The organism is Streptomyces sp. NPDC058678 (genome assembly GCF_042714835.1).
Taxonomy (GTDB): domain Bacteria; phylum Actinomycetota; class Actinomycetes; order Streptomycetales; family Streptomycetaceae; genus Streptomyces.
This window is the reverse complement of record NZ_JBHXSG010000005.1, coordinates 174,841-200,285: the sequence shown is the minus strand read 5'-3', so window position 1 is coordinate 200,285 and position 25,445 is coordinate 174,841. Positions and strand designations below refer to the sequence as shown.

Genomic DNA, 25,445 nt, shown 5'->3' with positions numbered 1-25,445 from the left:
ATGACCACAGACAGCATCCCGGTCCAGACGGCGGACGCGCGCCCCGGGACCGGGCGGAAGACCCGGAAGGCCACCCCGTCCGGCGAACGGCGCCGACGACTGTTCCGGCACCCGGGTGCCGGACGCCAGCACCACGCGGGTCCCGTCGCCTACATCCTGCTGGGGCTCGCGGCCCTGTTCTCCCTCTTCCCGCTCTACTGGACGATGGTGGCGGCGTCGACCGACAACACGCGCGTCACCCAGACACCTCCTCCGTTCCTGCCGGGACCCCACCTCCTGGACAACCTCGGCAAGGCCTGGCAGGACGCCGCGTTGGGCAAGGCCATGCTCAACAGCCTGATCGTGGCCGGCGTGATCGCCCTGTCCACGGTGCTGTTCGCCACCCTCGCCGGCTTCGCGTTCGCCAAACTCCGCTTCAAGGGCCGCAACATCCTGCTGATGCTCGTCATCGGCACCATGATGGTGCCGCCCCAACTCGGTGTCGTACCGCTGTTCATGATGATGACCGAGCTGGGCTGGGGGCAGAAGCTGCCCGCCGTCATCTTCCCCACACTGGTCAGCGCCGTCGGCGTGTTCTTCATGCGGCAGTACCTGTCCGAGGCGCTGCCCGACGAACTCGTCGAGGCCGGCCGGGTGGACGGTGCGCACTCCCTGCGCATCTTCTGGAGCATCGTGCTGCCGATCGCCCGGCCTCCCATGGCCGTGCTGTTCATGATCACGTTCGTGCACGCCTGGAACGACTTCTTCTGGCCCTTCATCGTGCTCGACATGACCAATCCGACGGTGCCCGTCGCCCTCACCCAGCTCAGCGCGGGATACGTGCGCGACCAGTCGCTGATCATGGCGGGCGCTCTGCTCGGCACGCTGCCCCTGCTCGCCATGTTCGTCATCTTCGGCCGCCAGATCGTCGGCGGGATCATGCAGGGAGCGGTCAAGGGATGAGCACCCTGCCGCTCTGCCGCGGCCCTCCTCACCGGCCACCCCGCCTCGCCCCTCCCGCCCCGCAGCACATCTGGAAGGACCCACGTGACCACCGCAACCCGACGTGTCGCGCCCGCCCCGGAGAACACCGCCGTCCTCAGGTTCCCGCAGGGATTCACCTGGGGTACGGCGACCGCCGCGTACCAGATCGAGGGTGCCGCCGCCGTGGACGGACGCACCCCTTCGATCTGGGACACGTACTCGCACACACCCGGCCGGGTGCGCAACGGTGACACCGGTGACGTCGCCACCGACCACTACCACCGCTGGCGCGAGGACGTCGCGATCATGGCGGACCTCGGCGTGAGCGCCTACCGGTTCTCCCTGTCGTGGCCGCGCGTGCAGCCGACCGGCCGCGGCCCGGCCGTCGAAAGAGGACTCGACTTCTATCGCGCTCTGACCGACGCACTGCTGGAGAAGGGCATCGAACCCGTCGTCACGCTGTACCACTGGGACCTGCCGCAGGAGCTGGAGGACGCCGGCGGCTGGCCGGAGCGCGCCACCGCGGACCGGTTCGCCGACTACGCGGCCCTTGCGGCACATGCGCTGGGGGACCGGGTGAAGACCTGGATCACCCTCAACGAGCCCTGGTGCAGCGCCTTCCTCGGATACGGCTCGGGCGTCCACGCCCCCGGACGGACCGACCCGGTCGCGGCCCTGCGCGCGGCGCACCACCTCAACCTCGCCCACGGCAAGGCCGTTCAGGCGCTGCGCGCCGAACTGCCCTCCCGGGCGCAGGCGTCCATCACGCTCAACATCCACCACGTCCGCGCGCTGACCGAGTCCGCCGAGGACGTCGACGCGGCCCGCCGGATCGACGCCCTGGCCAACCGCGTCTTCACCGGCCCTGTACTGGAGGGCCAGTATCCGCAGGATCTCCTCCAGGACACGGCCGGCCTGACCGACTGGTCCTTCGTACGGGACGGCGACACCGCCACGATCCACCAGCCGCTGGACTTCCTGGGCGTCAACTACTACTCACCCACACTCGTTTCCGCCGCCACTGGCGAGGCCAGCCACGGCTCCGACGGCCACGGGGCCAGCGAGCACAGCCCCTGGCCTGCCGCCGACAACGTCGCCTTCCACCGGCCGCCGGGCAGTACGACCGCGATGGGCTGGGCGGTCGACCCGAGCGGCCTGTACGACCTGCTGATGCGGCTCAAGGAAGACTTCCCCGCGTTGCCTGTGATGATCACCGAGAACGGGGCCGCGTTCGACGACTACGTGAACCCGGAGGGCGAGGTGGCCGACCCCGAACGCATCGACTACCTCCACGGCCACCTGGCAGCCGTGCACCGCGCGATGGTGGCCGGCGCCGACGTGCGGGGCTACTTCCTGTGGTCCCTGCTGGACAACTTCGAGTGGGGCTACGGCTACAGCAAGCGTTTCGGTGCCGTCTACGTCGACTACCCGACCGGCAAGCGCATCCCCAAGGCCAGCGCGCGGTGGTACGCCGACGTGGCCCGAACCGGCACCTTGCCGGAGGGGAGCGGCGCGAACCAGTGACACGGGGGGGGGCCGCACGGCAGACCGGCGAGGGAGGCTCGCCGGTCTGCCGGGCGGGCCGATGGACGATGCGGGACGCCGGCGATGCCGTGCGGGGAGTGTGCCTGGGCCGCTCGCGTGCCCCGCCGCCCCCGTGGCCCGGGGCCACTGACCAGCGCGGTGACAGCGAGCGGGGCGTGGGCACGGAGCAGGCCGTTGACTCGATGGTGTTGGCGTCCCGCTTAGCTGGCCGGAACCCATGGACGGCTCCCAGCTGTTGAGCCCGCCCATGGGCAGGGCGACGCGTGCGCTACTCCTTGGCGGCGGATGCCGTGCGCGTCGGCTTGCCCAGAGCCCAGAAGAGCACGCCGAGGAGCATGAACCCGGCGAGCGGGACGGCCTCCGTCAGCAGGTACTTCCCGCGCTCGCCGTAACTCCAGCCGTCCGGCCTGTAGTCGGAGCCGAACCAGTGGTCGCCGAGCCCGGGGGCGACCAGCTGCAGGCCGGCGAACAGGACGAGCAGGGTGAGGACCACGCTGATGGTGCGGGGGAAGGGCGCCTTGTAGGGGCGCGGGACGTCCGGGGCCTTGCGGCGCAGTACCGCGAGCGCCGGGAAGATGCCCAGGTAGCTGATGAGGGTGGTGGAGATGGCGAGGCCGAGGACGGCGCCGAAGAGCTTGGCGGCGCTGCCGTCGGTCAGTTCGTGGGCCAGGACGAGGACGAGGGTGGAGACCAGCCCGCTGAGGATGTTGACCCGTACCGGGGTGCCGAACCGGTTGGAGATGACGCCGAGGAAGCGGGGCGCGGCGCCGTCGTAGCCGGAGACGGCGAGGGCGCGGTCGGAGCCCATGACCCAGGTGACGCCGGAGGAGAGCACGGTGAGGATGAACATGATCGCGGCGAGGTCCCCGAGCAGGCTGCCTGCGCCGCTGAGCGTGGCGGTGCCGTCGGCGCCGACGTGGCCGCCGTACACGGTGAAGACCTGCCGGATCGCGTCGATGAATCCGCCGAGGCCGGTGATGGCCTTGACCGGCAGGACGAGGAGGATGCCGAGGATCGGCAGCGCGTACAGCACGACGGCGAGGCCGGCGCTGCGGAAGATGGCGTAAGGAACGTCTTTCTGGGCGTCGGTCATCTCCTCGCCGGCGGTGTTGGGCAGCTCGAAACCGACGTAGTTGAACATCAGGACAGGCACCAGGAGGACGAAACCCGCATAGGTCGGGGAGAAGTCGCCGACGCCGAAACCGTGCAGGCCGTGCTTCACGCCGTACGCCACGACGGTGACGGTGAACAGGCCGAGCAGGACGAACCGGCTCCAGGCGCCGATGGTGGGAATCCACTTGCCGACGTCGAAGGAGAGGATCGCGGCGAGCACGCCCACCCAGACGAACACGAGGGTGAAGGCGTAGAACGCCGGCGTGCTCAGGTCCTTTCCGTCGTTGAAGAAGGTGGTGTAGGCCGTGACCGCGGAAACGGAGAGCGTGCCGCCGAGCCACACCGGGTTGGTGATCCAGTACAGGAAGTTGTTGACGGCACCGGCGAGACGCCCGAAGGCGCGGCTGGTCCAGATGTAGGGGCCGCCCTCGTCGGGAAACGCGGCCCCCAGCTCGGCGGTCAGCAGTGCGGAGGGCACGAAGAACACGACGGCCAGCACGATGAGCCAGGTGAACGCCTCGGCACCGGACGAGGCCACCGTGCCGATGGTGTCCACCCCGACGATGGTGCACAGGAGGAAGAAAAGGATGTCGAAGCGGCCGAAGTGCTTGCGCAGCTTCTGCCGCTCCGTCCGGGCCGCTGTCGGCGCGTCGGCAAGCTCGGACGTTATTGGGCCAGCGGCCACCTGGAGCTCCTGCGTGCTCGTGGGACGGGCGGGATTCGGCCAATGATCTGCCGCCGCACAAAGGCCCACAAGCGTTCATGTGCAAGTCTTGACCATCACTTCTCCGTCTGCTTGCCACGAAAACCGCACGGAGACGGCCGGCGCGAAGCCGGTGGCCGGCCCGTGCCGCACGCCGATGGAGGCCCCGCCCGCACGGCGATCAGGGTCGATGGGGGGAGCGTCCTCTCCACTCCTCGGCGGCCGTCAGCGGAACGGGCGAGGGCGGCTCCGCCGACGTCGTCAGCTCGATGCGTCGCCCCTCGGACGACGAGCGGAGGAGGGCGCTCATCGCCTCCAGCACGTGCAGCGCGAGGTCGCCGTTCGCGCGAGGCGCCCGCTGCCCGTCCGCCGTGATGAAGTCGAGCAGACCGATACCCCGCGCACCGCCGACGTAGCCGGCCGACGGCGGCAGGGTGCGCCACTGCTTGTCGCCGAGTTCGAAGAGCCGCACCTGGCCGTCGAAGCGGTTCGGGTCCGGAACCGTGAGCGTCCCCGACTCGCCGTGGATCTCGATCGGCGCCGCCGTCGTGGCCACGCCGTCGAAGCTCGTCGTGATCGTCGTGAGGGCCCCGCCTGCATGCTCGAGCACACCGGAGACATGACTGTCCACCTCGACCGGTATTCGCTCGCCCCCGCGCGGGCCGGAACCGATGACGCGTTCGGCACGCAGCCGACTGGACGCGCCGATCACGGCACGCACCGGACCCAGCAGGTGAACCAGTGAGGCGAGGTAGTACGGGCCCATGTCCAGCAGGGGACCACCCCCGGCGGTGTAGTAGAAGTCGGGGTGGGGATGCCAGCGTTCGTGTCCTGGGGTGACCATCACGGCCGAGGCGAACAGGGGGCGCCCGATGCTTCCCCTCTCCACAGCCGCCCGCGCCGTCTGGATTCCGGTGCCCAGGACGGTGTCCGGCGCGCACCCCACACCGACTCCCGCCTTCGCGGCGGCCTCCATGACGCTGCGGGCGTCGAGAAGGTTGGCGGCCAGCGGCTTCTCACCGTAGACGTGCTTGCCGTGGCCGATGGCGCCGAGGGCGATCTCGGCGTGGGCCGCGGGGACGGTGAGGTTCAGCACCGTGTCCACGTCCGGGCTGCTCAGCAACTCCTCGACGGACAGCGCCTCGACGCCGGGCAGTTCGGCGGCGACGGCGGCCGACCGGGCGGCGTCGAGGTCGGCGACCGCGGTGACGCGCACGGCGGGATGACCGAACAGCGTGTCCAGGTACGCGCGGGAGATGACTCCGAGACCTACGACGCCGATGCGGTGCGCGTCGCCCACAGCATGCCCCTTTCGATGATGGTGCGGACATGGGAGTTCTCGAGCACGTCGAGGCTGTGGCCCGGGGTCGTCACCACGACGCGTCCGGCGCCCCACCGACGGGTCCAGACGGCCGGTGAGCTGACGGGCCGGTGCCAGGGCTGCCACGGCCGGACGGGATGGGTGGTGGTGGCCAGGACGTCGATGAGGTCGTCGTGGAGCACCCAGTACTGCTCGGTGCACAGCTCGAAGTCCTCGATGCCCGCGGTGATGGGGTGCTCGCGGCCGAGGTCGGTGATGTTCACGGCGTGCGGCAGGAAGTTGTCCGCCGCATCCCCCTGACGTTCACACGGCTCCTTGCCCGGGTGGGTCGCGAACTGGCCTCCCACCAGGTGGAGATAGTCGGAGGAGGCGCGGAACGAGTCGGCGATGCCACCGTGCCAGCCGGTCAATCCGGTACCGGCCACGACCGCCGCGCCCAGTCCCGACAGTTGCTCGGCAGTGATCTCCGACATCGTGACGCACTGCACGACGAGATCGGTGCCGGCCATCTCGGCGGCGTCGGCGTAGACGTCGGTCGACTCCTCGATCCGGATGTCGTATCCGTTGCTCTGGAGGAAGGGCAGGAACAGCTCCGTGGCCTTGATCGGCTGGTGCCCCTCCCACCCCCCTCGGACCACCAGGGCTTTCTTGCGCGTCATCTGCTTCCTTCATGGGGCCGTCGCCCCGGTCTGGGTCGGAGGTGCTCGCCTCGAGAATGCGCCAGTCGCCCGCGCTCAGGAAAGGGTTGCCGACTACACGAAAGTTTCGTGAGCGCTCTTCGGCGGCCGCGAACGAGCGTCATCACACCGGCTCAGGCAAGGCGGTGCCGACTTGCTGACGGTGTCGCCGGCAGGCGCGGGGTCCGGCAGCGGTCCGCATCCGCACCCACCGTCCGCAAATCCTGTCGACAGCCGAGGACCTGTCCGTCCCGACCGACGGCCGCGTGCCCGGCCTTGATCTGTGGGGCGTTGAGCGGTCCGTCGGGAAGGCGACATCCGAACGCGCCGGTCACTCGCGTGAATACGACCCCGCTGCGGCGGCCTTGCGTGGCTGCCGGGCCGGGCCGACTGCCCTCACTCCGGGGGCGTTTGAAGGGCATGGCCTCGCCGAGGGAAGGCCGCGCGGTCGACGATGATCTCGCCGGCCTGCGTCAGTCGGTCGAGTTGCTCGGGTGGGAGTGCGTCGATGACGAGGTGACGTACGGCGGCCACATGGCGGGGAGCGGCTTCGACCAGTTTCTGGCGGCCGGCATCGGTCAGCTTGACCAGTTGCTGCGCTTGTCGGTGGGGGAGGGGGGCGGCGGATCCAGCCGGCTTTCTCCATCCGCGCCACAGCGTGGGAGAGGCGGCTCTGGGACCAGCTCAGGGCCTGGGCCAGGTCACTGATGCGCAGGTCCTGCGCTACCAGTCCCTGACAAGCAGCGAGGGGCAGCACAAACAGGGGCCCGACCCGGATCGAACGATCCTGGGACGGGCCCCTGTTCGCGTGCTGCCGGTCAGCTCGACGTACTGGCGAACATGCCGGGCTCGTACGAGCCCCCCGGGTTGTGCACGATCACGTTCATCCGGGTGGCCGCGTTGATCAGGGCGACCAGACAGACCAGCGCACCGGTCTGGTCGTCGTCGTAGTGCTTGCGCACCTCGGCCCAGGTCTCGTCGGATACGCCGTGGTCGCCGAGCCGGGTGCCTTCCTCGGCGAGCGCCAGCGCGGCCCGCTCGGCCTCGGTGAACACGGTGCTGTGCCGCCAGGCGGCGACCAGGTTGAGCCGGAGCGCGGTTTCACCGGCGGCCGCGGCCTCCTTGGTGTGGGCATCGACGCAGAATCCGCAGCCGTTGATCTGGCCGACCCGCAGCTCCACCAGCTCCCGCAGGGCCTTCGGCAGCGTCGACCCTTCCAGGGCCGACGAAGTGTTGTAGAACCGCTTGGCGACCTTCGCGGCGGTCGGGCTGTCCAAGAGGTTGAAACGGGGTTCCATGACGTCGTCCTCACTCGTGGTGTGGCGTGCTGCTGCACTGGACGAACACAAGATGCCGACGGCCGGTCCCTTGTGACGGCGCGGTGATGTGGCGTGCGTCACCGGTCGCGGGTGTCACAAAGCGGTGAGGGCCGGCGTCTGGTGTACGGCCAGTCGAGAGCGAACAGGCAGGAGCGGGCGATGAACGACCGAATCATGAACGACGGGACAAGGGACACGTCCGTGCCGGTCGCTCGTGGCGACCGCCTGGACAGCGTCACCCAGGCGTTCGTCGCCCACCGCAACCTGCTGTTCACCGTCGCCTACGAGATGCTCGGCTCGGCCGCCGACGCCGAGGACGTCCTGCAGGAGACCTGGTTGCGGTGGGTGGGCGTCGATCCAGACACCGTGCGGGACCAGCGGGCGTACCTGGTCCGGATCACCACCCGGCAGGCACTGAGCCACCTGCGCACGCTCGGCCGGCGCAAGGAGTCCTACGTCGGCCCCTGGCTGCCCGAGCCGCTGCTGACCGCGCCCGACGTGGCCGAGGACGTCGAGTTGGCCGGCAGCGTCTCGATGGCGATGCTGCTGGTGCTGGAGACCCTCACCCCGACCGAGCGGGCGGTGTTCGTACTGCGCGAGGTGTTCGACCTGGCCTACGACGAGATCGCCGAAGCCGTCGAGAAGAGCCCGGCCGCCGTCCGACAGATCGCCCACCGGGCACGGACCCACGTCGCCGCGCGCCGACCGCGCGGAGTCACTTCCGCTGCCGAGACCCGCCGCACAGTCGAGGCGTTCCAGCGGGCGGTCGAAACGGGCGACCTGCAACGCCTGCTCGACGTCCTCGCGCCGGACGTCGTCCTGCTGACCGACGGCGGCGGAGTCGTGCGGGCCGCGTCGGCGCCCGTCGTGGGGGCCGACCAGGTCGCCCGCGTGCTGGGCAGGATCGCCGCCGCGATGTCGCTGAAGCCGACACAGGTCAACGGCGACCCGGCTCTGATCGTCCGGCTGGGCGGCGAGATCGACACCGTCATGGCGATGCGCATCGACGACGGCCTCATCACCGGGCTCTACGCCGTGCGCAATCCGGAGAAGTTGTCGCATCTGGAGCGGGAGACGATCCTGCGCCGATAAACGCGGCCGACTCGACGGGCTGGTCTGGCTCAGCAGGGTCGACCACGCGCAGAGAGGCCGGTGGCAGCCCTTGATCGGCTGACCACATCCGAAAGATGGCCGGCCTTGAGGGACCCGGTAACAGGAGGTGCGGGCCGTAGAGGACACGGCGGCACGCCCCGCACCCCCGGACGGCCGCCGACCTCGATGAGCATGCGCTCGTCCGTACGCCCTGCATCTGACCTGCACCGGTGCCCCCGTCGTCGTAGTCCGCTCCGGACTCCTGGATCGGACACCAGCCGCGACACAGCGGCCGGGCCCTTACCTCCGGGGTAATCGACCGTTCTCCCTGCCCCCGGCAGGATCAAGCACATCGGCGGGGCCCCCGCCGGTACCAGCCGCAGCCGCGAGGAGAGCGCCATGTCCGTCAAGTCCGCTACGCCCACGACGAGTTCATCTACAACCGTGGTTCCCGTCGCCGAGGCCACCCGGGCTGTTGTGCAGGAGTTCCTTGCCGCCCGGATGGCCGGGGACACCGGGCGGCTCGTCGCGCTCTTCGCAGACGAGGTCGACTGGCTGCTCGCCGAGAACCCCGCCGTCCCGTGGATCCGCCCACGGTCCACCGCCGCCGAATGCGCCGCCCAGTTCACGGAACTGATGGAGCACACCGTGCCCGAGGACGCGCGCGCGTCCCTCGACACCTTCCTCGCCGACGGCACCGACGCCGTTCTGATGGGGCATCTGTCGGGGACCGTACGTGCGACGGGAAAGTCCTTCGAGGGCCCGTTCGCGCTACACCTCACCGTCGAGGACGGCCGAATCACCCGGCACCACCTCTACGAGAACAGCCTGTCGATCGCCGAGGCCTGCGCCCCGTGAAAGCGCGCCCGGCCGCGCCCTGAAGGGGAGTGCGACCCCGGGGGCAACGTAACGTGAGTAACTCCCTGACTCCGCCCAACTGTTTCCCGTCCACCGGCGGTTTCCACCCGCCCTCACCGTCCTTGGACGCGGTGACGAGGACGTGGTGTGGTGTACAGCCGCGCTTGGACGACCTACCTGGGTAGAGCCGCCTGTTGTTGCCCTGCGGGACGTCTGTGATCTTCCGGCGGAACCGCCACTTCCGTGTACGTGATCGGTAACAGACCTACGAGGCAACGTGTTGAGGGCGATTCCTGGTGCAGACTCTCCTCGCAATCGAGCGTCGAGAGCGGACGCGTACGGCTGACAACGGGGGAACACCATGAATGCTGCTGCCCGCAAGAACCACAAGGGCCCCAGGGGCTGGAGGTCCTACGTCCTCGGTACCGCGGCGGTGGCCGCACTGCTCGCGTCCACGGCGTGCGAGCCGGGCACGGCAGATGGCTCGGATGACGCCAAGTCCTCGGACCGGGCGAGCACGACGAGTTCTGCGAAGCCGACTGGGACGGCTTCGGCGAAGCCGGGCGGTGGTACGGGCGACACCGGCGGAAGCGACGACAACGTCGGCGGGAACGACGACAGTGGCACCATCGCCGCCTGCACCGCAGAAGAACTCGGGGTCTCCGCCACCATGGAGCCCGCGGACAGCGAGGACGCCAGGCACCTCCTCATCACCGTCCAGAACGCCGGCGACAAGAAGTGCAACGTCTACCACTATCCCTACATCGAGATCGGTGACGCCCAGGCCCCGACCCCCGTGATCAAGGACAGCGGCACGGACCCGGGGGAGCCCACGACCATCGCTCCGGGCAAGGAGGCGCACGCCGCTCTGCTCGTCGCCGGCGGCGCCAGGGACGAGTACGAGGCGAAGAGCATCACCCTCACCCTCCAAGGCAGCAAGCTCGGCACCAAGGCGGGCGAGCCGATCGACGTCCCCATGCCCGTCGACACGTTGTACGCGGACGACGGTCAACTCGTCACCTACTGGACGACGGCCTCCGGCTATGCCCTGGACTTCATCATGTCGAAGTGACGGACCTCGATCGGGATCACGGCGGGAGTGACCAACGCGGTCCGGCATGCCGACGCCGCCCAGTACCGGCTCGTGGACAAGCCGGATCCGGCCTGTCGGCTACGGCCGTTTCCCTACCGCCGTTCGATCGAAGGCCACCGCTGGTGCGAGCCCACCTCGACGATCTCGCCGCTCTACGGACGCCGTCACGAGGTGAGCGCCAGACCCACGGAAAGGGACCAGCTTCCCCCCTCTACAGGGTCGTTGGCGCGTGAAGGCTCGACGTAATCGGGAGGCGGCACAGGCGCGAGATGCGGAACACTTCCCGAGGTGACCGTGATGCAGCCCGTCCTGGAGATCTCCACCCCTGAAGGCTTCGCCCTCTGGCCCGTCGCCGAGATCGAGCCGTTCACCTACCTGCCGCTCAGCGGTGAGCTCACCCCCGCCGAGGTCGGGACAGCGGTGATGCGCATCGTCGGCTGCAACGACATCGACCCCGAGCATGATGGCCGCCCGCCACGGCCCGTCGACCCGCTCGGATCGTTCCTGCACGGACTGCTGACCTTCGACAACCTCTACGCGGCCGGCGGCATGCGGGTCACCGACAGCTCCAGCGGCATTACCTTCCTACCCGGCTGCTGCAACGGGATGGAGGACTGGCGTGACTGGCGCGAGGTCGTCGACGGCAGCGGCCGAGCCTCCTTCGGCCACGACCCTGATCCATTCGCCGAGCGTCTCGGCGACACCGTCCGGTTGACCGTCGACGCAGAGCAGGGCGACAGCCCGGTGATCGAGCTGTCCGTCACCGAACTCCGCCACCTGCTCGACGGCGCCGAGCGAGACCTGACCGACTTCCTTGCACTGGCCGCCGAGTGGGCGTCTCAGTACCTGCCCGACCACTACGCCCCCGTCACCGCCGCCCTCGCGCGCGTCCTGGCCCTGCCCGCGTCGGCCGTACCGCCAAAGCCATAGGTTGACGGCCCTGCTCGGCCGGATCACTGGGTGCTGCCTATGCCGACCACGTCATCGCCGTCGCCGATCAGCTGATGCTCCGGCGGCCTGTTGACTGAGAACTCCTGCGTCGTCACGACAACGCCGAAGCCAGGCCCCGCAGATGCCATCGAACCGGAGGTCGTGCCCCTTCGCCTGGATCACCCAGCGCGGGGACAGCGGTCCACAACGACGTACATGAGTTCGCCCCGTCTGGGGCGACTTCTTACGGCCGCTTTGCCCATCTCCTCGACAAACGCGACCCCTCGCGGCTGCCCGGCGGGTCCGGGGGGCTGCCGGCCCCGGACCCGCCGGGCAGCGGGGAGCGCAGGCTGCTACCCGGCGTAGGTCTCGAACTCGGCGACCTTCGGCGTGCCGGTCGAGCCGGTGATCTCGAAGGTGATTTTTTGCAACGAGGCCCGAGAGAAGGTGATGACTCCCGCCCCGCTGCCGGAGGTGAGGACGGCGCCCGAGTCGGCGTTGATGACCCGCCAGGAGCCGATGCTGCCTGTAGAGCCGGACGCCTCCCGGATGTTGATCGCGGAGACAGCTGTAGAGGAGCCCCACTTGATCGAGATGGACCCGGTCGCACCGGCCGGCGACCAATAGGTGCTCAGATCACCATCCCGCACGTTGCCGTAGCTCGTGCCGGCGGCCTTGCTGGAGCCGTCGGAGCCGGCCCCGATGCTGAGGTTGGTCCCGCTGGGCTGGGTCGGTCCCGGCGTGGTCGGTGTCGGGGTCGGGGTCGGTGTTGACGTCGGGGTCGGTGTCGGTGTCTGCGGTGAGCAGTTGCCGTTCGACACCTGCAGACCCTTGTTGGCGCCCGCTGTCCGGCTCACGATGTCCGGCACACAGCCGGCGCCGTCGAGGCTGTACGCGTAAGGGATGCTGACAGTGGTGTTGGACTGCGGATTGGGTCCGGCAGGGTTGTTCTCGCTACTGGGGCTGGACCAGGTCACGTTGTCGTAGGTGTTGCCGCTGACCTGCCAGTAACCGGCCGCGTCGGTGTAGAAGGTGCCCAGGACGTCCTTGGAGTTCTTGAAGTAGTTGTTGTCGACCTTGGCTCGAGCCCCGGCTCGGGAGTTGATGCCGGACTCGTTGAGGCCGACGTAGTAGTTGTTGTAGATGTGGGCTGTGCCGCCACGCAGCAGGGGGGTGCGGGAGTCGATGTTCTCGTACAGGTTGTGGTGGTACGTGATGAAGCCGTTCGAGAGGTCGCTCTCACTGGACCCGACGAGGCCACCGCGGCCGGAGTTGCGCAGAATGCTGTAGGACAAGGTCACGTACTGGCTGTTGTCCTTCATGTCGAAGAGGCCGTCGAACCCCTCGGACTCGCCACCCGACGCCTCCAGGGTGGTGTGATCGACCCAGACGTTGCGGACGTTGCTCTCCATGCCGATGGCGTCACCACCATTGGACGTGGGCGAGCCCGACTTCTTGACGTTCCGGACGGTCACGTTCTGGATGACGATGTTGCTGGCGTCGCGAATGTGGATGCCCAACTGGTCGAAGAGGGCTCCGCTGCCGACCCCGATGATCGTGACGTTGCTGATCTGCTTGAGTTCGATCACGCCGGCGGCGGTGTTGCAGCTGTCACCCGACACCTTCGCGGTGTTGCCGTGGTTGATGGTGCCCTCGACCTCGATCGTGATCGGGGTGCTGCTGCTGGCCCGGCCGCACAGGGCCGCATGGATCGCGGTCCCCGTGGTGGCCCGCACCGTCTGCCCGCCCGCACCGCCGGTGGTCCCACCGTTCTGGGTCGCATAGCCGGTGGCGCTACCGGTCGCCGCCGACGCCTCGGGTATCGACAGAACCGCACCTGTGCCGGCCGCGAGCGCCATCGTGGCCAGCGCCGCATGGAGCCGCAGTGCGACTGATCGTCTCATCCTCGCCTCCCCATTCGTCTTCGCATGCTGGGTGTTGCCGCCCCTGCCTCATGCCGGGGCCGTTTCGGCTGTGCTCCGCGCGTTCTTTTCAGCCGTGAGAACGCGAGGGCGACCGGGCCCGGCGTCAGGAGGAGCGGAGGTTTGTGACAGACCCCTTCCTGCGGCGGCTCCGGAGTGCCACGATGCGGTCGTTCGAGAACATGAATGGCCTGGATGGCCGGATACCGTATCGCGGCTGTGGCAAGCGCTTTCTCTGGAAGCTAAGTGCTTGCCGCGAACACGTCAATAGACGTGTACTTGATTCTTATTCACGAACATGAACAGACCTGAGAGCGGCCGAGGGCTGTCCGGTCGGCTCTACATGCTGTATCGGAGACCGTTCGGCGCCGTGTTCTGGACTCGGCACTCGATCCCTGGAAGGCCCGTGCGGATCTCGTCGAGGTGCGAGCCGGTGCCGCTGCGGACCACGGGGACCGGTCTGCGGGCGCACGTCGCCTCGCACTCACGCGTGGCGTCGAGGGGTGGCCCCGCCTGTGAGCCGTGTCCCGCGACGATCCTGACCGAGGCGCTTTGTGTGACATGTCGGCCGCACGGCCTTGACCGAGGCCAGGCACTCGTCCTGGTCACAGCTGACGCGAACTCAACTCCTACCTGGGCGCGAGCGTATGGCTGACCACCCGTCAGACCATGGGCCACCGGGCGGGAGACGGCGAGATCCGCGAGACCCGCTACTGATATTCACCGAGGTCATTGAGTCATTGCGGTAGGCAAACCACCGGGATGCGCTGCACCGCGTTGTTGCCGAAGCCGCCGCGGTTCCAGGGCTGGGTGACCGGCTGGGTGTCGCCCGCGGCGTCCGTGGCGCGGGCGGTCAGGACGTGCGTGCCGGGGACGGCCGTCCAGGGCGCCGTCCAGTGCCGCCAGGACCAGGAGTGGTGGTCCTGCGGGGCGAGTTCCGCCTCGTCCCACGTGTGGCCGTCGTCCGTGCTGACCTCGACCCTGGTGACGGGAGCGCGGCCCGACCAGGCGCGGCCTTCGAGGCGCAGAGGGCCGGGACGTACGACCCTGGTGCGGGACATGAAGTCCGGGAAGCCGGGCGGGATCATCAGCGCCCGGGGCGCGATCCGGGTGACCGGGGTGCCCGGCTCGTCGGGGGACTGGCGGTAGCGGTACGCCACCGTCTGCTGGAAGCCGGTGAACGGCGTGTCGGTGAGGGTGATCTCGCGCAGCCACTTCACATGGGCCATGCCGTACCAGCCCGGGACCACCAGGCGCACGGGGTGTCCGTGTTGCGGGGGGAGTGGGGCGCCGTTCATCTCGTAGGCGACCAGGACTTCCGGGTCGGCGGCTGTGGCATCGGCGAGGGTCAGACTGCGCTGGTAGTCCTGCTCCACGCCGCGCTCCACGCCGTGGTCGGCTCCCGTGAAGACCGCCTCTACGGCCTCTTGTTCCACGCCGGCCTCGGCGAGCAGCGTCCGCAGCGGTACGCCGGTCCAGTCGGCGGTGCCGACCGCCTCGACCAGCCAGGGCTGGCTGACGGGGCGCGGGGTGAGATGGGCCCGGCCGTTGCCCGCGCACTCCATGGTCACCCGGTGGGTGACGGGCGGGAAGGAGCGGAGGGCCACCGGATCCAGTGTCAGGGGCGTACGGACCCGGCCTTGTACGGTCAGTGTCCATGCGGAGGAGTCCAGCACCGGGATGTCGTAATGGGTCAGGATGTAGTGCAGCCCGGCAGGCGTGACGTCGTAGCGCAGGGCCTCCAGGGGAAGGCCGTGGTTGCGGGCGGCGAGGGCGAGTTCTTCGTGGCTGATGCCCTCGGTGGGGTCGGCGACGCGCCCAGGCGTGCTGACGCCGTCGAGTGATCCACGTGAGTCCACCTGATCCGTGCGACTGTCCATGGCTCCATGGTGCTCCCGGCGGCCGACCCGGGCACCCCCTGGGTGGCGGTCCGGTATCCGACAGAGCCGGGCCCCTTGCCACAGCGCCGCTGCACATGATGACGTACGCCCCGGCGGACGAGGAGTCGCGGGAGCGGCTGACGTCGTGGCCGTGCCGAACGAGCTCAGTGTCTGGTCGTCGACCTGGCGGAATCAGCCCGTGGCCGAAGGACCTTCGGGAATCGTGACCTTCAGGAATCGTGACGACGAAAACCTAGGCTTTCCGTCCAGATTGACCCATGGAAGAAGGCTCCGCAAGTGTGGGGCTCATGACCCGCCAACGCCCACGCGACCCTGTGCCGGGCAGGCGGCAGGCTCCTGGCGCCGTCCGTGATGCGGGCGCGAGCCTTCCTGGGTCCTGGCCCTTCACCGTTCCAGGCAGGGCAGGTCTTCGTGATCCTCGCGGCCATGGCGTCCTCGGTGACGCCGCTGTTCGGTCCCATCGGGCGCGCCGGCTCCGTTGCCGTGAACGACAACGCGGTGAGCGACTCCCACCCCTGGAGACGTGCTGCTGGTCCAGGGGGGTGCGAAGAGGGTACGAGAGGGGGCGTCCGGCCCCGAACTCCCCGCGTGAACGTGCCCGTTCCCTGTGATTGACTGCGGCGATGTTGCAAGAGTCGGTATTCCGCACCAAGGATCTGCCCACGGGGGACCGGTTCGAGGCGTGGACACAGAGAATGGGCCGGACGCACGCTCCCCTGCAGCTGTCCAGTGACCGTGCGGCGGACTACCGCGGACACCAGCGCCTGATCGGGCTCGGTGATGTGACGGTGTGGCCGGCGACGTTTGATTCCCTGGTCTTCCGCCGGACACCGAAGCTCGTCCGCCAGTCCGATCCCGAGGCCTACCACCTCTCCCTGTTGCTGCGGGGAGAGGGAAGGGCAAGCTGGGGCAGGCAGGAGGTCACGTACCGAAACAGCGACATCCACATCAACACCTCGTCTCGGTCGTGGGATGTATGCACCGGCTCCGAACCGGTGACCATCGTGGGAGTGGAACTCCCACAGGTACTCGTGTCGCTGCCTGCGGGGCGGGCCGAGCAGGCGGTCGGCCGCCAGATATCGGGCCGTGAGGGAATCGGCGCGCTGTTGTCGCAGTTCCTCGTCCAGCTTGTCTCGGACACCGGTCGGTATCAGCCGCAGGACGCGCCCCGGTTGGGAACCGTCGTCGCTGATCTGGTCACCGCCGTCCTCGCCCACACCCTGGACGCCGACCTCCTGATGCCTCCAGAGACCCACAGCCGGACGCTGGTCCTGCGCATCAAGGCGTTCATCCGTCGGCATCTGGGAGAGGCGGAACTGACACCCGCCCAAATCGCCGCCGCGCACCACATCTCGCGCAGTCACCTGTACCGGCTCTTTCAGGCCGAGGGCGTCAGTGTGGCCGCGTACATCCGTGACCAGCGGCTGGCAAACGCCCGCCGAGACCTCGCCGACCCGGCCCTGCGCGCGATGCCGATCCATGCCGTCGCCGCCCGCTGGGGCTTTCCCCGGCCGCCCGACTTCACACGAGCGTTCCGCACCGTCTACGGCATCCCGCCGAGCGAACTTCGTCGCACGGACGCCGATGGTGGCGGGAAGCCCGGGGGACGCTGCCGCTGAGCAACCTGGCCCGTCTGCCTGCTGACTGGATCCCCTCGGTCCGGAGTTCACCTGCGATCGGGACGCCGACCGTTTCTCGGCTCTCGGCGGAGTGCCTCGATCTTGGTCACGAGGTCCGCGCCGGTCGCGGTCGGCCGGCGGTGGGGTGTTGAGGAACGGTCCAGCAGACCGGGTTCATCGTGCCGACGGTAGCGGTTGACCCATGTTGACGCGCCTGCGGGGCGTGCTTGCGTCAACAACCTCATGTGCCGCAACAGCGGCGAATCTCCGACCTCGTTCTTGACGTGCACCTGTTGGCTATCCGTCCCACGCTGAGAAGGGGAGTCTTTACTGGAAGTCGGCGTGGCCAACGGGAAAGCCTCCAACGGTTCAGAAGGCATAGAAAACACGAAAAGACCCAGAGGGGGCGTCGCCTTCTTCGTTCTCGTGTGGGTCGCTTCGCTCATACTCAGGCGCACACCGACGCCAGATCAACCGAAGCGCGATCACTTCTACGAGCCGACCCGACGAAAGAACGTGGTTCAGCTCCCCCGACCGCCCGAGGAACTGTTCCGGACGCATAGAACAGCCTGGCGCGAGCGAGCTGCCGCACGCATGCGGATCTCACGGTCATTGCATCTCTGCGTCGGATTCAGGGAACGAGTTCGCCCTATATGCTGCCGCTGTCGGCAGCCCTGTTGAAATTCCCCACCGGGGCTTTGACCGCATTCATAGGAGTGCTGCTGATCAGGGGCGCCTTCATTCCCGGCCTGAGTGATCCGGATTCCAGCCCGCAGATAGTGGCCTGGGCCGTCATTTTCGGCGCTGCCCAGCATCTCGTGCCCCGCTTCGTCGACGCACGGGCCCGCGAGACGCTGTCGGGCGTGGGACGGCCGCCCACCGACCCGGAACCGGACGGCCCCAAGACCACCCCGAAGCCCTGACCTCTCCGTGCGGCGGTAGCACCGTTGGGGGCCCTGGCATGCGCTTCTCGACGATGCCACGGCTGGGTGCGTAGCCCGCTTGTTCCTGCTCCACTGCCGTAACTCCGGCGTCGGCGAAGTGCGGAGTTGGTGCGACACCGACGCTTCGACACCTCCGCTTGGAACGCCCGCGGTGAACCCAGCAGCGACTTCCACGGCTGAACACAGACGCGGGCCCGGCGATGGAGTGCAGAATCCCCGCTCCATCGCCGGGCGACCGTCAAGCCCGGCGGCTCATCGCAGCTGGATGGCCGAGGTGGCTGCCGATCGACCGGGCGACCTCGGTGTGGGCGAGGTACTCGACGATGCTGTGCGCCCGGTCGCGGGCGTTGACGACGGCGAGGTCGGACAGCCCGTCCGCCCAGTCGTCGCCCAGCGGGCATCCGATGGCCACCGCGTCGGTCGGGCACCAGGCGTTGAGCCAGTCCGCCACGACGTCCGGACGCTTCGGGCCGCCTACTAGCAGCCTGTTGTACACGCTGTCGAGGCCGAGAGGGCTGCCCGCCGTGGTCAGATGGACGAGGTTCACGCCGGGGGACAGCCTTGTGGTGAGATCCAGGCCGACGACCGTGCCGAGGCTGTGACTGACGAGCACCACTTCTCCCGCGTCCGGCATGGTCTCGAGTACGCAGTCCAGGACCTCGTCCCGAATGCGCCGGTCGTCGAGGTACGCGGCCACGTCGCGGAAGATCAGGGCGATGGCCCATGCGTCGAGGTCGCTCCTGGCGGCCAGCCAGCTGAGCCGCTTCTGCAGGGCTCCGACCACGTCGCCCAGGTCGATCCGTTCGGTGGCCAGCTGGCTCTCGTGCGGCATGTTCCATTTGGTGGCCGCCTCGCCCACGATCTCCTCGTACACCGCGCGGGCGGTGGGGGTGGCGGGTGCGACCACTTCGGCCGCCGTGGCGGTCGGTGCCTCGACGATGTGGGGGACGGCCTCGTGCGCGGTCAGGGCCTGCACCAGTCTGTCGCCGTAGTACGGGAACCAGACGTCTGCCGGGTCGATCGGGGGGAGGCCGGCGCGGACGAGCCCCTGGTTGAGTCCGGCCGCCCACTCGCGGCGCAGTTTTTCGGGCTCCTTGCCTTCTTGGGAGCGACCGTGCAGGAAGACCAGATGCCGTGTGCCGCCGAACGCGCCGTCCCGGGCGCGCAGGCCCGCACGTGCGGTGGCCCGTTCGGCGGCCCGGTGCGGCGCTGCCGCGGCGGGAGCGGCAGCAGCCGCCGGACCTACGGCGGCCTCCGAGAGGCGCAGCCCGGACTCCGGACCCATCTCGGTCAGCAGCGCCTGATGGCGGGAGGTGAGGGGCAGGGCGGCAAGGTGGCGCAGGATGGAGCTGATGCGTACGCCCTCGTTGGACACCCAGTCGATGGCGTCGTCACCGTCACCGGGCTGCCAGACCTGTCCGTCTCGGCGCAGGATGCGGCCCTGGTCGTCGGTCCTGGGCACACCGCTGTGGTGGAGCGCGACGACCTCCCACTGGTCGTTGAAGACGGGAGAGCCTGAGTTGCCGGGCTCGGTGTCCGTCTTGTAGTGGAGGAAGTCGTCGAGGCGCACCTGGAGCATGTTGTCGCGCAGGGCGATCTCCTTCAGTCGCCCCATCGGGTGGCCGATGACGTTCACCGGCTCGCCGATCACCAGCTTTCCCATCTGGGCGCTGAGCCGGTTCCACCCGAACGTCTCCCCCGGGGGACGCAGGTCAGGGCCGGGCGAGACCAGCACCAGGGCGAAGTCAAGGCGTGCGTCCGCCAGGAAGAACGCGTCGGGGTCGAGTTCCAGCCGCGTCGCCGACTGCGGTGTGTTGTCGACACTGACCTGGGCCTCGAACTCCACGAAGCACTGCCGGGCGGCCTCGGCGTCGGTGAGCACGTGATGGTTGGTCATCAGCAGGCTCGGCGACACCAGGAAGCCGGTGCCGATCGGCAGTTCGCGGCCGTTCTCGCGCACCGAGATCCGGGCGATGGTACGTGCCGCCCGGGCGCCGCGCGGCAGGAAGCTCCATGCCTGCAGATCCTTGGAGACGCCGAGGATGCGTTCGTACGCGGCAGGCGGGGCCAGCGGTTCCGCCCGGACGGCCTCCACCACCATGGCGGCGGGCACCGCGTGCCGGTCGAGCAGTCGGGCCGCGCGGGCCGCGAGCGCTTCCTGTGAATCCGGGAAGGTGACCCCGGCGTCCCGCCGCTGCTCGACCTCCCGTCGCTGGGGGCCGGTCTCGTCGTACCGCGCGGCGGCCGCCGCGACTTGGCGCTCCCGCTCCTCGCGGAACCTGTCCGTGGCTGCCATGTCAGGTCACCTTCCTTCCGGCGGTGTGCCACGGCACGAAGGCGTTCGTCAGACCCGCGAGAGCCGTACGAAGCTCCGGGTGGTGGCGCAGCAGTACCGTGATCATGCTGTTGTCGTCGATCCAGGCCATGCCGGCCTTGGAGTACACCTCGGGGGTGTAGTAGTCGGTGAAGAAGCGGTCGCTGTTCAGCCGGCGTGAGGCCATCAGGATGAAGATGCGGAACGCCGTGTCGCTGAAGGCGAATCCGGTCGGCAGCTTCTCCGCGTACAGCCCGACCAAGAGGTCGACCTTCTCGATGTCACCGTCGTAAAGCCACTGGATCTGCTCGGCCCAGGCGCGGTTCTCCGTCAGCTCCTGGAAGTTCGCCGCGGGCTTCAGCCGCAGCAGCCGCCGGAACTCGTTGTAGCGGGGGACGCCCAGTTCTCGGGTGCGCAGGATGTCGGTGGCGGCGAGGTCCTGCAGATGTCCGTCGGGGCGCTCGAACTCCTGAAGGAACTTTGGGAAGTTGTGCAAGGTGACCAGGCCGGGGTGAAGCGTGCCGAAGCTGTAGAGCAGATCGGCCATCTCGGTGGTCTCCAGGGCCTTCAGTGCCCCGGGGCCCGAGATGTCGCGGAGGGTGCAGTGACGCAGGGTCCTGTCGTCGGCGGCGGAGCGCAGATGCCACTCGTCGCGGATGAGCGGGTGCATGCGGTAGACGGCCACGAATTCCTCGGTGAGGGAGTACGGGACGCCGTAGTGGTCCGTTTTACCGCCGGGGATGCCGCTGATGACCTCGCTGTCGCTGATCCGGCCGAAGAGGTTGTGGACGCGCTCGCCTGCGATGCCCCACCAGTTGGCGCGCAGCGCCGTGACGGTGGTGGGGTGGCTGATCACGGCCGGCGTCCACTCCACGGTGTGGATCTTGGCGAGGAGTGCGGCGTTGACGAGTCGGGCTCGTTGGAAGAGTTCCTCGTCGTTCCAGGACGGGTACGCGCCGTGCAGGTGGTCGCAGATCGCGTTGTGCTCACGGGCGAACAGGTCGTGCATCATGGCGAGGCCCAGCCAGAAGCCGGGGACGTGCGAGGGGTCCCGGGAGGGATCCGAGGGGAACGGGGACCGCTCGTCGTCCCACACATGCAGCTTGCCCAGGTCGCCGGCACGTATCAGGCGCTGCTCGGTCTCGTTCGTCCCGTAGATCTGCGACGCGTCCCACCAGTGGGAGGACACGTTGACCCGGGTGTCGGGCGTCCCGGCGGGTGCCTGCGGGTCGCGACTCGGGTCGTCCGGTGTCCGCATGATGCGCATGGGGTGTTCGGGCCACGGGTCGTCGTCCATGAGGGGTACTTCCCAGGGCTGCTCCGTGGGGCTGGTGCCGTGGCTGAACCAGTCGCGAACCATGAACTGGAGCCAGGCGGCGACCAGGGAGTTGACCGACTCGGCCGGGGTGAGTTCATCGCGGGTGAGCAGGGCGCGGCTGACCTCGCGCGGGTTCGGCGTGGACAGTACGTCCTCGGGCGAGGCCGGGGCGATCCGGTCCAGCGGGATGTTCCGGCCGAAGCGGGTGCCCGCCATGCCCGTCCGAGGCTCGTCGAGATCGTTGTGGCTGCCGTCGGGGGTCCGGTTGACCTTGTGGGTCTCGGAGGGGGGTGCGGGATCGGGGAGGTTGACAGAGGGCAGGTGGCCGGTGTCGTGGAGGTTCTTCTGCCGGAGCTTGACGCGCAGGCCGAGGAGCGTCAGCAGGCCCGGTATGACGGGCAGTCTGTCCCAGCCGAGGCGCCGGTCCACGTATTCGGCGCCGGCGGTGAGGACTCGCCAGGGCAGTGAGGCACGGTAGCCGGCTGCGGAACGTCGCGCGGAGTGTCGTTGCTTGCTCATCGCGGTACTCCTTGGGCGGTTGCGAAACCCAGTCCTCTGCCTTTTCGCTGCTCATGTAGTGGGGGACGGTGGCGACGATGAATCCGGGCGCGTGGGGAGAGGACCGCGCGGGGAAGACCGAGGGCGTCGAGAACGCGCGGGCTGTCCACTCCGCGCGCCCGGAACCTCTGTCGACGACAGCCGAGGGGTCGCCGTTCCGTCCCATCCTGCAAGTACGGGACGCGGATGGCCCCAGGCCTCTTCCGGCACGCAACGGCGGAGGTCGTCGCGGCCGTCGACATGCTCGCCGGGCCACAGGGGTCATGTCGGTCTGCTGCTCGTGCAGAGCGTCACCTCACTTCCGGCGACGCCGGATCACCTCCGCTCGCACGGAGAGCACGCCGTCCGTCAAGGGGTCGAGGCAGGCAGCTGGGTGGGCACGACAGGCAGCATGATGCCGTCGCCGACCGGCGCCGTGTGCGGTACGAGTCCACCCGACCGGGCGATCTGGAGCAGGTCCGGGAGCGTGTACGGCTCGGCGCCGTCGAGGTCGACCTGGTAGCCCAGATCCCCCAGGCTCGCTGCGGTCATCCGGCTCAGGGGGTTGTTGCTGCCCGAGATGAACGGTGACATGAGTTCGTTGACGAACACCGCTTCTCGCCAATGGCTGTCCCTGGTCCCCGGGCCGCCGAAGTTGGCGACCGGCACCGGAACCGGCTGGGCTTCCGACACGAGTGTGGCGAACTCCGCCTGGGCGCGAGGGCCTGTGAAGGTCGGGTCCTGGCCGCCGGCTCCGGTGAGGAGGCCGAAGGGCTTCCACAGCGTCCCGATGCCCAGTACGTGCCCCATTTCGTGGGTGATGACGTCGACGAGCGTGCCGTCCGTCTCCATCCGCGCCAGGTCGGCAAAGTCGAACCTCATCACGCCCTTCGCCGGCAGCATCGGACCGAACTGGGCGGTGCCGTCACGGAAGTCGGTGGGGCCTGCCATGCCCAGGATGTCGCCAGGGCCGTCGATCGTGACGCCTTCCGCCTCGATCAACAGGTCGTCGATGATGTCGTCGCCGACGACTGCGGTGTCGAGGTCCCCGACGATGACCTTGGCCCAGCGATCGGCTGCTGCTGTGAAGGCGTCCTGCTGATGTGCCGTCAGTCCACCGAGGAAGCGGACTTCAATGGTGAAGGGGGACGTGGTGTTGGCGATTTCCTTGGCGCGTTGGAAGTCGGCCACCGCTCGATACGTCTTGAAGGTGCCAGTGGTGACTTTGCTCATCACGGATCTCCTTGCCTCGCATCCGATGAGAGTCACCCCCTCTCACAGGCTAGGCCGAAGGGAGTACCGGCGCGCGTCGACACCCTGCATGTGCTCACCTGGCTGCCCAGGGGACTGTTGGGCTCCAGCGGATCGTGACCGCTCTGCAGAGCAGGACCATCCGTTCACCAGTTGACGCATCTACCGTTTGGTCGGCTCACAGTGGAGTCGCCCCCCGCTCCACTCACCTACTGCGACATACCTGAAGAAAGGCCAGATAAGCGGCAATTCGGTATGATTGGTCTGAATGGGTGATCACCTCAGGCTCGGGGATCCACTCCGGACGCATCCCGTCCGCATGGAAGGAGGCCATCCCATGGCCCATGGCATGTCACTCCACATCGCGCTCAACCGCGTCGACCCCACCAAATATGGCGGGTGGGACGGCAAGCTCAACGCGTGCGAGAACGACGCCCGCGACATGGAGCAGATCGCGAGGGACGCGGGCTTCGACGACCGGACGATGCTGCTCACGGCAGACGCGACGGTCGACAACGTGACCGCCGAGCTCCGCAAGGCGGCGAGGGTCCTGACGTCCGGCGACATCCTGCTCCTCACCTACTCGGGTCACGGCGGTCAGGTGCCCGACAGGAACGGGCCCGAGGACGAGCCCGACCGGCTCGACGAGACCCTGGTCCTCTACGACCGCGAGTTCATCGACGATGAGCTCTACAAGGAATTCGAGGCGTTCGCCGAAGGGGTTCGCATCTCTGCCTACTTCGACTGCTGCCACAGTGAGACAGCCGTCAGAGCGGTGCGGAATCTCCTCACCACGGACGCCATGGAGGAGCAGTACCAGACCCGCGACCGCGACCAGATCGAGGTCACCTCCCGGATCATGCCGCCGGACACACAGCGCGAGGCGTACGACCGGGACAAGACCCTCTACGACACGATCCAGCGCAACCTGCAGCCGAAGGACACCCTCGACCTACCGGCAAGCGTCCTGCTCATCTCCGCCTGCGCCGACAATCAGCTGGCCGCTGACGGCTGGGAAAACGGGCTCTTCACCGGCACACTCCGCGAGGTATGGAGCGAAGGGAAGTTCACCGGCGGACACAAGTCGTTCCACCGCGAGATCCTCCGCAGGATGCCGCCCAACCAGAGCCCGGGCCTCTTCGTCACCGGTCGGGCCAACGACCCGTTCCTGCGGCAGCGGCCCTTCACCGTATAGGGCACGCCGCAACAACGTGCGGGACGGCACGGAGGCCGCGCCGCATGCGCGTTCCGCGCGGTTACCGGCCTTCAGGGCATGGCGCCGTAACTGACGCTACGGACTCGTCCAGTTCGATTGCGACAGGCACCGCTCGCGCACCTGGAGTCTGAGTCCGGTGGGGTGACCGCAGCAGGCCGCCCGGCGCCTTGCGTGATCGAGGCTGCCGTAGGCGGCCGTTCACGGGCCCTTCCGCAGCCACTCCGTGTACCAGGAGCGAAAGCCCCGGCTCAATGGGACGAAGCCGCCCCATTCGGTGTCGAGCCGCCAGATCTCGCCGATGTACGGTCCGTTGAGGTGCAGACGGACATAGATGCCGCAACCGTGGTCGGCCAGCATCAGCGTGCCCTGGGTCAGGTCGCCCGTCGATGCGCCGATCCGGCCGGGGCGAGGTTTGTTGAGGAAGAACGGGGCGGCGAGCCGGCCCGGCAGCCGGTCTTCCTCCCACTCGTCGTCCACGGCCCACTCCTCACCGGCCTCCGGGCGGGGGACGGTCAACGGCATCAGGCCATGACCGGGACCAGCCGGGCCGTTCCCCACCTGCGCGACGAACGACCGATACTCCGCCGGCAGGGCGATGCCGTGGGCTTCCTCGAACGCCCGGATCTCGGCCTCCGGCAGCGCAGACGTCAGCTCGTACCGGTGCGTGCTCGCCCCGAAACGCCCACGCTCCGGGTCCCGTTCCGCCATCTCCCGCAGCCGGGCGCGTACGCCGACCTCGTCCCACCTGTCCATCTGCCGACCGTAGCAACGACCTCCGCGTCCAGCCTTCACCGCCGACGTCACCGCAG

Annotated in this window: 21 protein-coding genes; 9 read left to right on the top strand and 12 right to left on the bottom strand. The window is 68.7% G+C overall.

Features of this window, described 5'->3' with window-relative positions:
• The gene (locus tag ACFWWR_RS07890) at positions 1-942 is read left to right on the top strand and encodes a carbohydrate ABC transporter permease (protein ID WP_383869775.1); all 942 of its coding nucleotides are present in this window, start codon (positions 1-3) and stop codon (positions 940-942) included.
• 84 nt (positions 943-1,026) lie between these two features.
• A complete protein-coding gene (locus ACFWWR_RS07885; RefSeq protein WP_384302496.1) occupies positions 1,027-2,487 on the top strand; it encodes a GH1 family beta-glucosidase in 1,461 nt (486 codons plus the stop codon).
• 289 nt (positions 2,488-2,776) lie between these two features.
• Here ACFWWR_RS07885 and ACFWWR_RS07880 read toward each other — a convergent pair whose 3' ends face one another.
• The 5 genes from ACFWWR_RS07880 to ACFWWR_RS07860 all read right to left on the bottom strand — a co-directional run bounded on the left by ACFWWR_RS07880 (position 2,777) and on the right by ACFWWR_RS07860 (position 7,620).
• Positions 2,777-4,306: an APC family permease gene (locus ACFWWR_RS07880; protein ID WP_383869782.1), complete on the bottom strand. Its 1,530-nt coding sequence runs from the start codon at positions 4,304-4,306 to the stop codon at positions 2,777-2,779.
• 199 nt (positions 4,307-4,505) lie between these two features.
• A complete protein-coding gene (locus ACFWWR_RS07875; RefSeq protein ID WP_384302494.1) occupies positions 4,506-5,624 on the bottom strand; it encodes a Gfo/Idh/MocA family protein in 1,119 nt (372 codons plus the stop codon).
• Positions 5,594-6,304, bottom strand: coding sequence for a ThuA domain-containing protein (locus ACFWWR_RS07870; protein WP_384302492.1), 711 nt, complete (start codon positions 6,302-6,304; stop codon positions 5,594-5,596). Before ACFWWR_RS07870 ends, ACFWWR_RS07875 begins: the two co-directional genes overlap by 31 nt.
• Positions 6,305-6,653: 349 nt before the next feature.
• Positions 6,654-7,079 carry a MarR family transcriptional regulator gene (locus tag ACFWWR_RS07865; protein ID WP_384302490.1) on the bottom strand — a complete coding sequence of 142 codons (426 nt, stop codon included), beginning with the start codon at positions 7,077-7,079 and terminating at the stop codon, positions 6,654-6,656.
• 61 nt (positions 7,080-7,140) lie between these two features.
• Positions 7,141-7,620 (bottom strand): carboxymuconolactone decarboxylase family protein, encoded by a 480-nt coding sequence (locus tag ACFWWR_RS07860; RefSeq protein WP_384302488.1) that lies wholly within the window; start codon positions 7,618-7,620, stop codon positions 7,141-7,143.
• A gap of 195 nt (positions 7,621-7,815) precedes the next feature.
• Here ACFWWR_RS07860 and ACFWWR_RS07855 point away from each other — a divergent pair, with 195 nt between their 5' ends.
• The 4 genes from ACFWWR_RS07855 to ACFWWR_RS07840 all read left to right on the top strand — a co-directional run bounded on the left by ACFWWR_RS07855 (position 7,816) and on the right by ACFWWR_RS07840 (position 11,614).
• Positions 7,816-8,733, top strand: coding sequence for an RNA polymerase sigma-70 factor (locus tag ACFWWR_RS07855; protein WP_384302527.1), 918 nt, complete (start codon positions 7,816-7,818; stop codon positions 8,731-8,733).
• Positions 8,734-9,132: 399 nt separating this feature from the next.
• Positions 9,133-9,591, top strand: a complete 459-nt coding sequence (locus ACFWWR_RS07850; protein ID WP_384302486.1) for a nuclear transport factor 2 family protein — start codon at positions 9,133-9,135, stop codon at positions 9,589-9,591.
• A 361-nt stretch (positions 9,592-9,952) separates the two neighbouring features.
• Positions 9,953-10,663, top strand: coding sequence for a DUF4232 domain-containing protein (locus tag ACFWWR_RS07845; RefSeq protein ID WP_383869794.1), 711 nt, complete (start codon positions 9,953-9,955; stop codon positions 10,661-10,663).
• 318 nt (positions 10,664-10,981) lie between these two features.
• On the top strand, positions 10,982-11,614 hold the full coding sequence (locus tag ACFWWR_RS07840) for a hypothetical protein (protein WP_384302525.1): 633 nt from the start codon (positions 10,982-10,984) through the stop codon (positions 11,612-11,614).
• Positions 11,615-11,967: 353 nt separating this feature from the next.
• Here ACFWWR_RS07840 and ACFWWR_RS07835 read toward each other — a convergent pair whose 3' ends face one another.
• A complete protein-coding gene (locus ACFWWR_RS07835) occupies positions 11,968-13,518 on the bottom strand; it encodes a pectate lyase (RefSeq protein WP_384302484.1) in 1,551 nt (516 codons plus the stop codon).
• A 755-nt stretch (positions 13,519-14,273) separates the two neighbouring features.
• Positions 14,274-15,416, bottom strand: a complete 1,143-nt coding sequence (locus tag ACFWWR_RS07830) for a sulfite oxidase (RefSeq protein WP_384302482.1) — start codon at positions 15,414-15,416, stop codon at positions 14,274-14,276.
• A 716-nt stretch (positions 15,417-16,132) separates the two neighbouring features.
• On the opposite strand from ACFWWR_RS07830, the gene ACFWWR_RS07825 reads away from it, so the two are divergent.
• Positions 16,133-17,056, top strand: a complete 924-nt coding sequence (locus ACFWWR_RS07825) for an AraC family transcriptional regulator (RefSeq protein WP_383869803.1) — start codon at positions 16,133-16,135, stop codon at positions 17,054-17,056.
• 47 nt (positions 17,057-17,103) lie between these two features.
• On the opposite strand, the gene ACFWWR_RS07820 is transcribed toward ACFWWR_RS07825, so the two are convergent.
• Positions 17,104-17,301, bottom strand: a complete 198-nt coding sequence (locus tag ACFWWR_RS07820) for a leucine zipper domain-containing protein (protein WP_384302523.1) — start codon at positions 17,299-17,301, stop codon at positions 17,104-17,106.
• A gap of 408 nt (positions 17,302-17,709) precedes the next feature.
• On the opposite strand from ACFWWR_RS07820, the gene ACFWWR_RS07815 reads away from it, so the two are divergent.
• A complete protein-coding gene (locus ACFWWR_RS07815; RefSeq protein WP_384302480.1) occupies positions 17,710-17,979 on the top strand; it encodes a hypothetical protein in 270 nt (89 codons plus the stop codon).
• Positions 17,980-18,238: 259 nt separating this feature from the next.
• On the opposite strand, the gene ACFWWR_RS07810 is transcribed toward ACFWWR_RS07815, so the two are convergent.
• The 3 genes from ACFWWR_RS07810 to ACFWWR_RS07800 all read right to left on the bottom strand — a co-directional run bounded on the left by ACFWWR_RS07810 (position 18,239) and on the right by ACFWWR_RS07800 (position 23,402).
• Complete coding sequence (locus tag ACFWWR_RS07810; protein ID WP_383869811.1) at positions 18,239-20,296, bottom strand: trypsin-like serine peptidase; 2,058 nt, start codon at positions 20,294-20,296, stop codon at positions 18,239-18,241.
• A gap of 1 nt (position 20,297) precedes the next feature.
• A complete protein-coding gene (locus ACFWWR_RS07805) occupies positions 20,298-22,151 on the bottom strand; it encodes a peroxidase family protein (RefSeq protein ID WP_384302478.1) in 1,854 nt (617 codons plus the stop codon).
• A gap of 387 nt (positions 22,152-22,538) precedes the next feature.
• Complete coding sequence (locus ACFWWR_RS07800; protein WP_384302476.1) at positions 22,539-23,402, bottom strand: leishmanolysin-related zinc metalloendopeptidase; 864 nt, start codon at positions 23,400-23,402, stop codon at positions 22,539-22,541.
• 355 nt (positions 23,403-23,757) lie between these two features.
• Between ACFWWR_RS07800 and ACFWWR_RS07795 the strand changes: the two genes are divergently transcribed.
• A complete protein-coding gene (locus ACFWWR_RS07795; RefSeq protein WP_383869819.1) occupies positions 23,758-24,615 on the top strand; it encodes a caspase family protein in 858 nt (285 codons plus the stop codon).
• Between the two features lie 219 nt (positions 24,616-24,834).
• Here ACFWWR_RS07795 and ACFWWR_RS07790 read toward each other — a convergent pair whose 3' ends face one another.
• Complete coding sequence (locus ACFWWR_RS07790; RefSeq protein ID WP_383869822.1) at positions 24,835-25,389, bottom strand: SMI1/KNR4 family protein; 555 nt, start codon at positions 25,387-25,389, stop codon at positions 24,835-24,837.
• Positions 25,390-25,445 lie beyond the last annotated feature (56 nt).

Bases quoted from the DNA above. Each gene is read 5' to 3' on its own strand.
- ACFWWR_RS07890 (WP_383869775.1), top strand. From the start codon at position 1: ATGACCACAGACAGCATCCCGGTCCAGACGGCGGACGCGCGCCCCGGG.
- ACFWWR_RS07870 (WP_384302492.1), bottom strand. From the start codon at position 6,304: ATGACGCGCAAGAAAGCCCTGGTGGTCCGAGGGGGGTGGGAGGGGCAC.
- ACFWWR_RS07860 (WP_384302488.1), bottom strand. From the start codon at position 7,620: ATGGAACCCCGTTTCAACCTCTTGGACAGCCCGACCGCCGCGAAGGTC.
- ACFWWR_RS07855 (WP_384302527.1), top strand. From the start codon at position 7,816: ATGAACGACGGGACAAGGGACACGTCCGTGCCGGTCGCTCGTGGCGAC.
- ACFWWR_RS07850 (WP_384302486.1), top strand. From the start codon at position 9,133: ATGTCCGTCAAGTCCGCTACGCCCACGACGAGTTCATCTACAACCGTG.
- ACFWWR_RS07845 (WP_383869794.1), top strand. From the start codon at position 9,953: ATGAATGCTGCTGCCCGCAAGAACCACAAGGGCCCCAGGGGCTGGAGG.
- ACFWWR_RS07840 (WP_384302525.1), top strand. From the start codon at position 10,982: ATGCAGCCCGTCCTGGAGATCTCCACCCCTGAAGGCTTCGCCCTCTGG.
- ACFWWR_RS07835 (WP_384302484.1), bottom strand. From the start codon at position 13,518: ATGAGACGATCAGTCGCACTGCGGCTCCATGCGGCGCTGGCCACGATG.
- ACFWWR_RS07830 (WP_384302482.1), bottom strand. From the start codon at position 15,416: ATGGACAGTCGCACGGATCAGGTGGACTCACGTGGATCACTCGACGGC.
- ACFWWR_RS07825 (WP_383869803.1), top strand. From the start codon at position 16,133: ATGGGCCGGACGCACGCTCCCCTGCAGCTGTCCAGTGACCGTGCGGCG.
- ACFWWR_RS07820 (WP_384302523.1), bottom strand. From the start codon at position 17,301: ATGAGGTTGTTGACGCAAGCACGCCCCGCAGGCGCGTCAACATGGGTC.
- ACFWWR_RS07815 (WP_384302480.1), top strand. From the start codon at position 17,710: ATGCTGCCGCTGTCGGCAGCCCTGTTGAAATTCCCCACCGGGGCTTTG.
- ACFWWR_RS07810 (WP_383869811.1), bottom strand. From the start codon at position 20,296: ATGGCAGCCACGGACAGGTTCCGCGAGGAGCGGGAGCGCCAAGTCGCG.
- ACFWWR_RS07805 (WP_384302478.1), bottom strand. From the start codon at position 22,151: ATGAGCAAGCAACGACACTCCGCGCGACGTTCCGCAGCCGGCTACCGT.
- ACFWWR_RS07800 (WP_384302476.1), bottom strand. From the start codon at position 23,402: ATGAGCAAAGTCACCACTGGCACCTTCAAGACGTATCGAGCGGTGGCC.
- ACFWWR_RS07795 (WP_383869819.1), top strand. From the start codon at position 23,758: ATGGCCCATGGCATGTCACTCCACATCGCGCTCAACCGCGTCGACCCC.
- ACFWWR_RS07790 (WP_383869822.1), bottom strand. From the start codon at position 25,389: ATGGACAGGTGGGACGAGGTCGGCGTACGCGCCCGGCTGCGGGAGATG.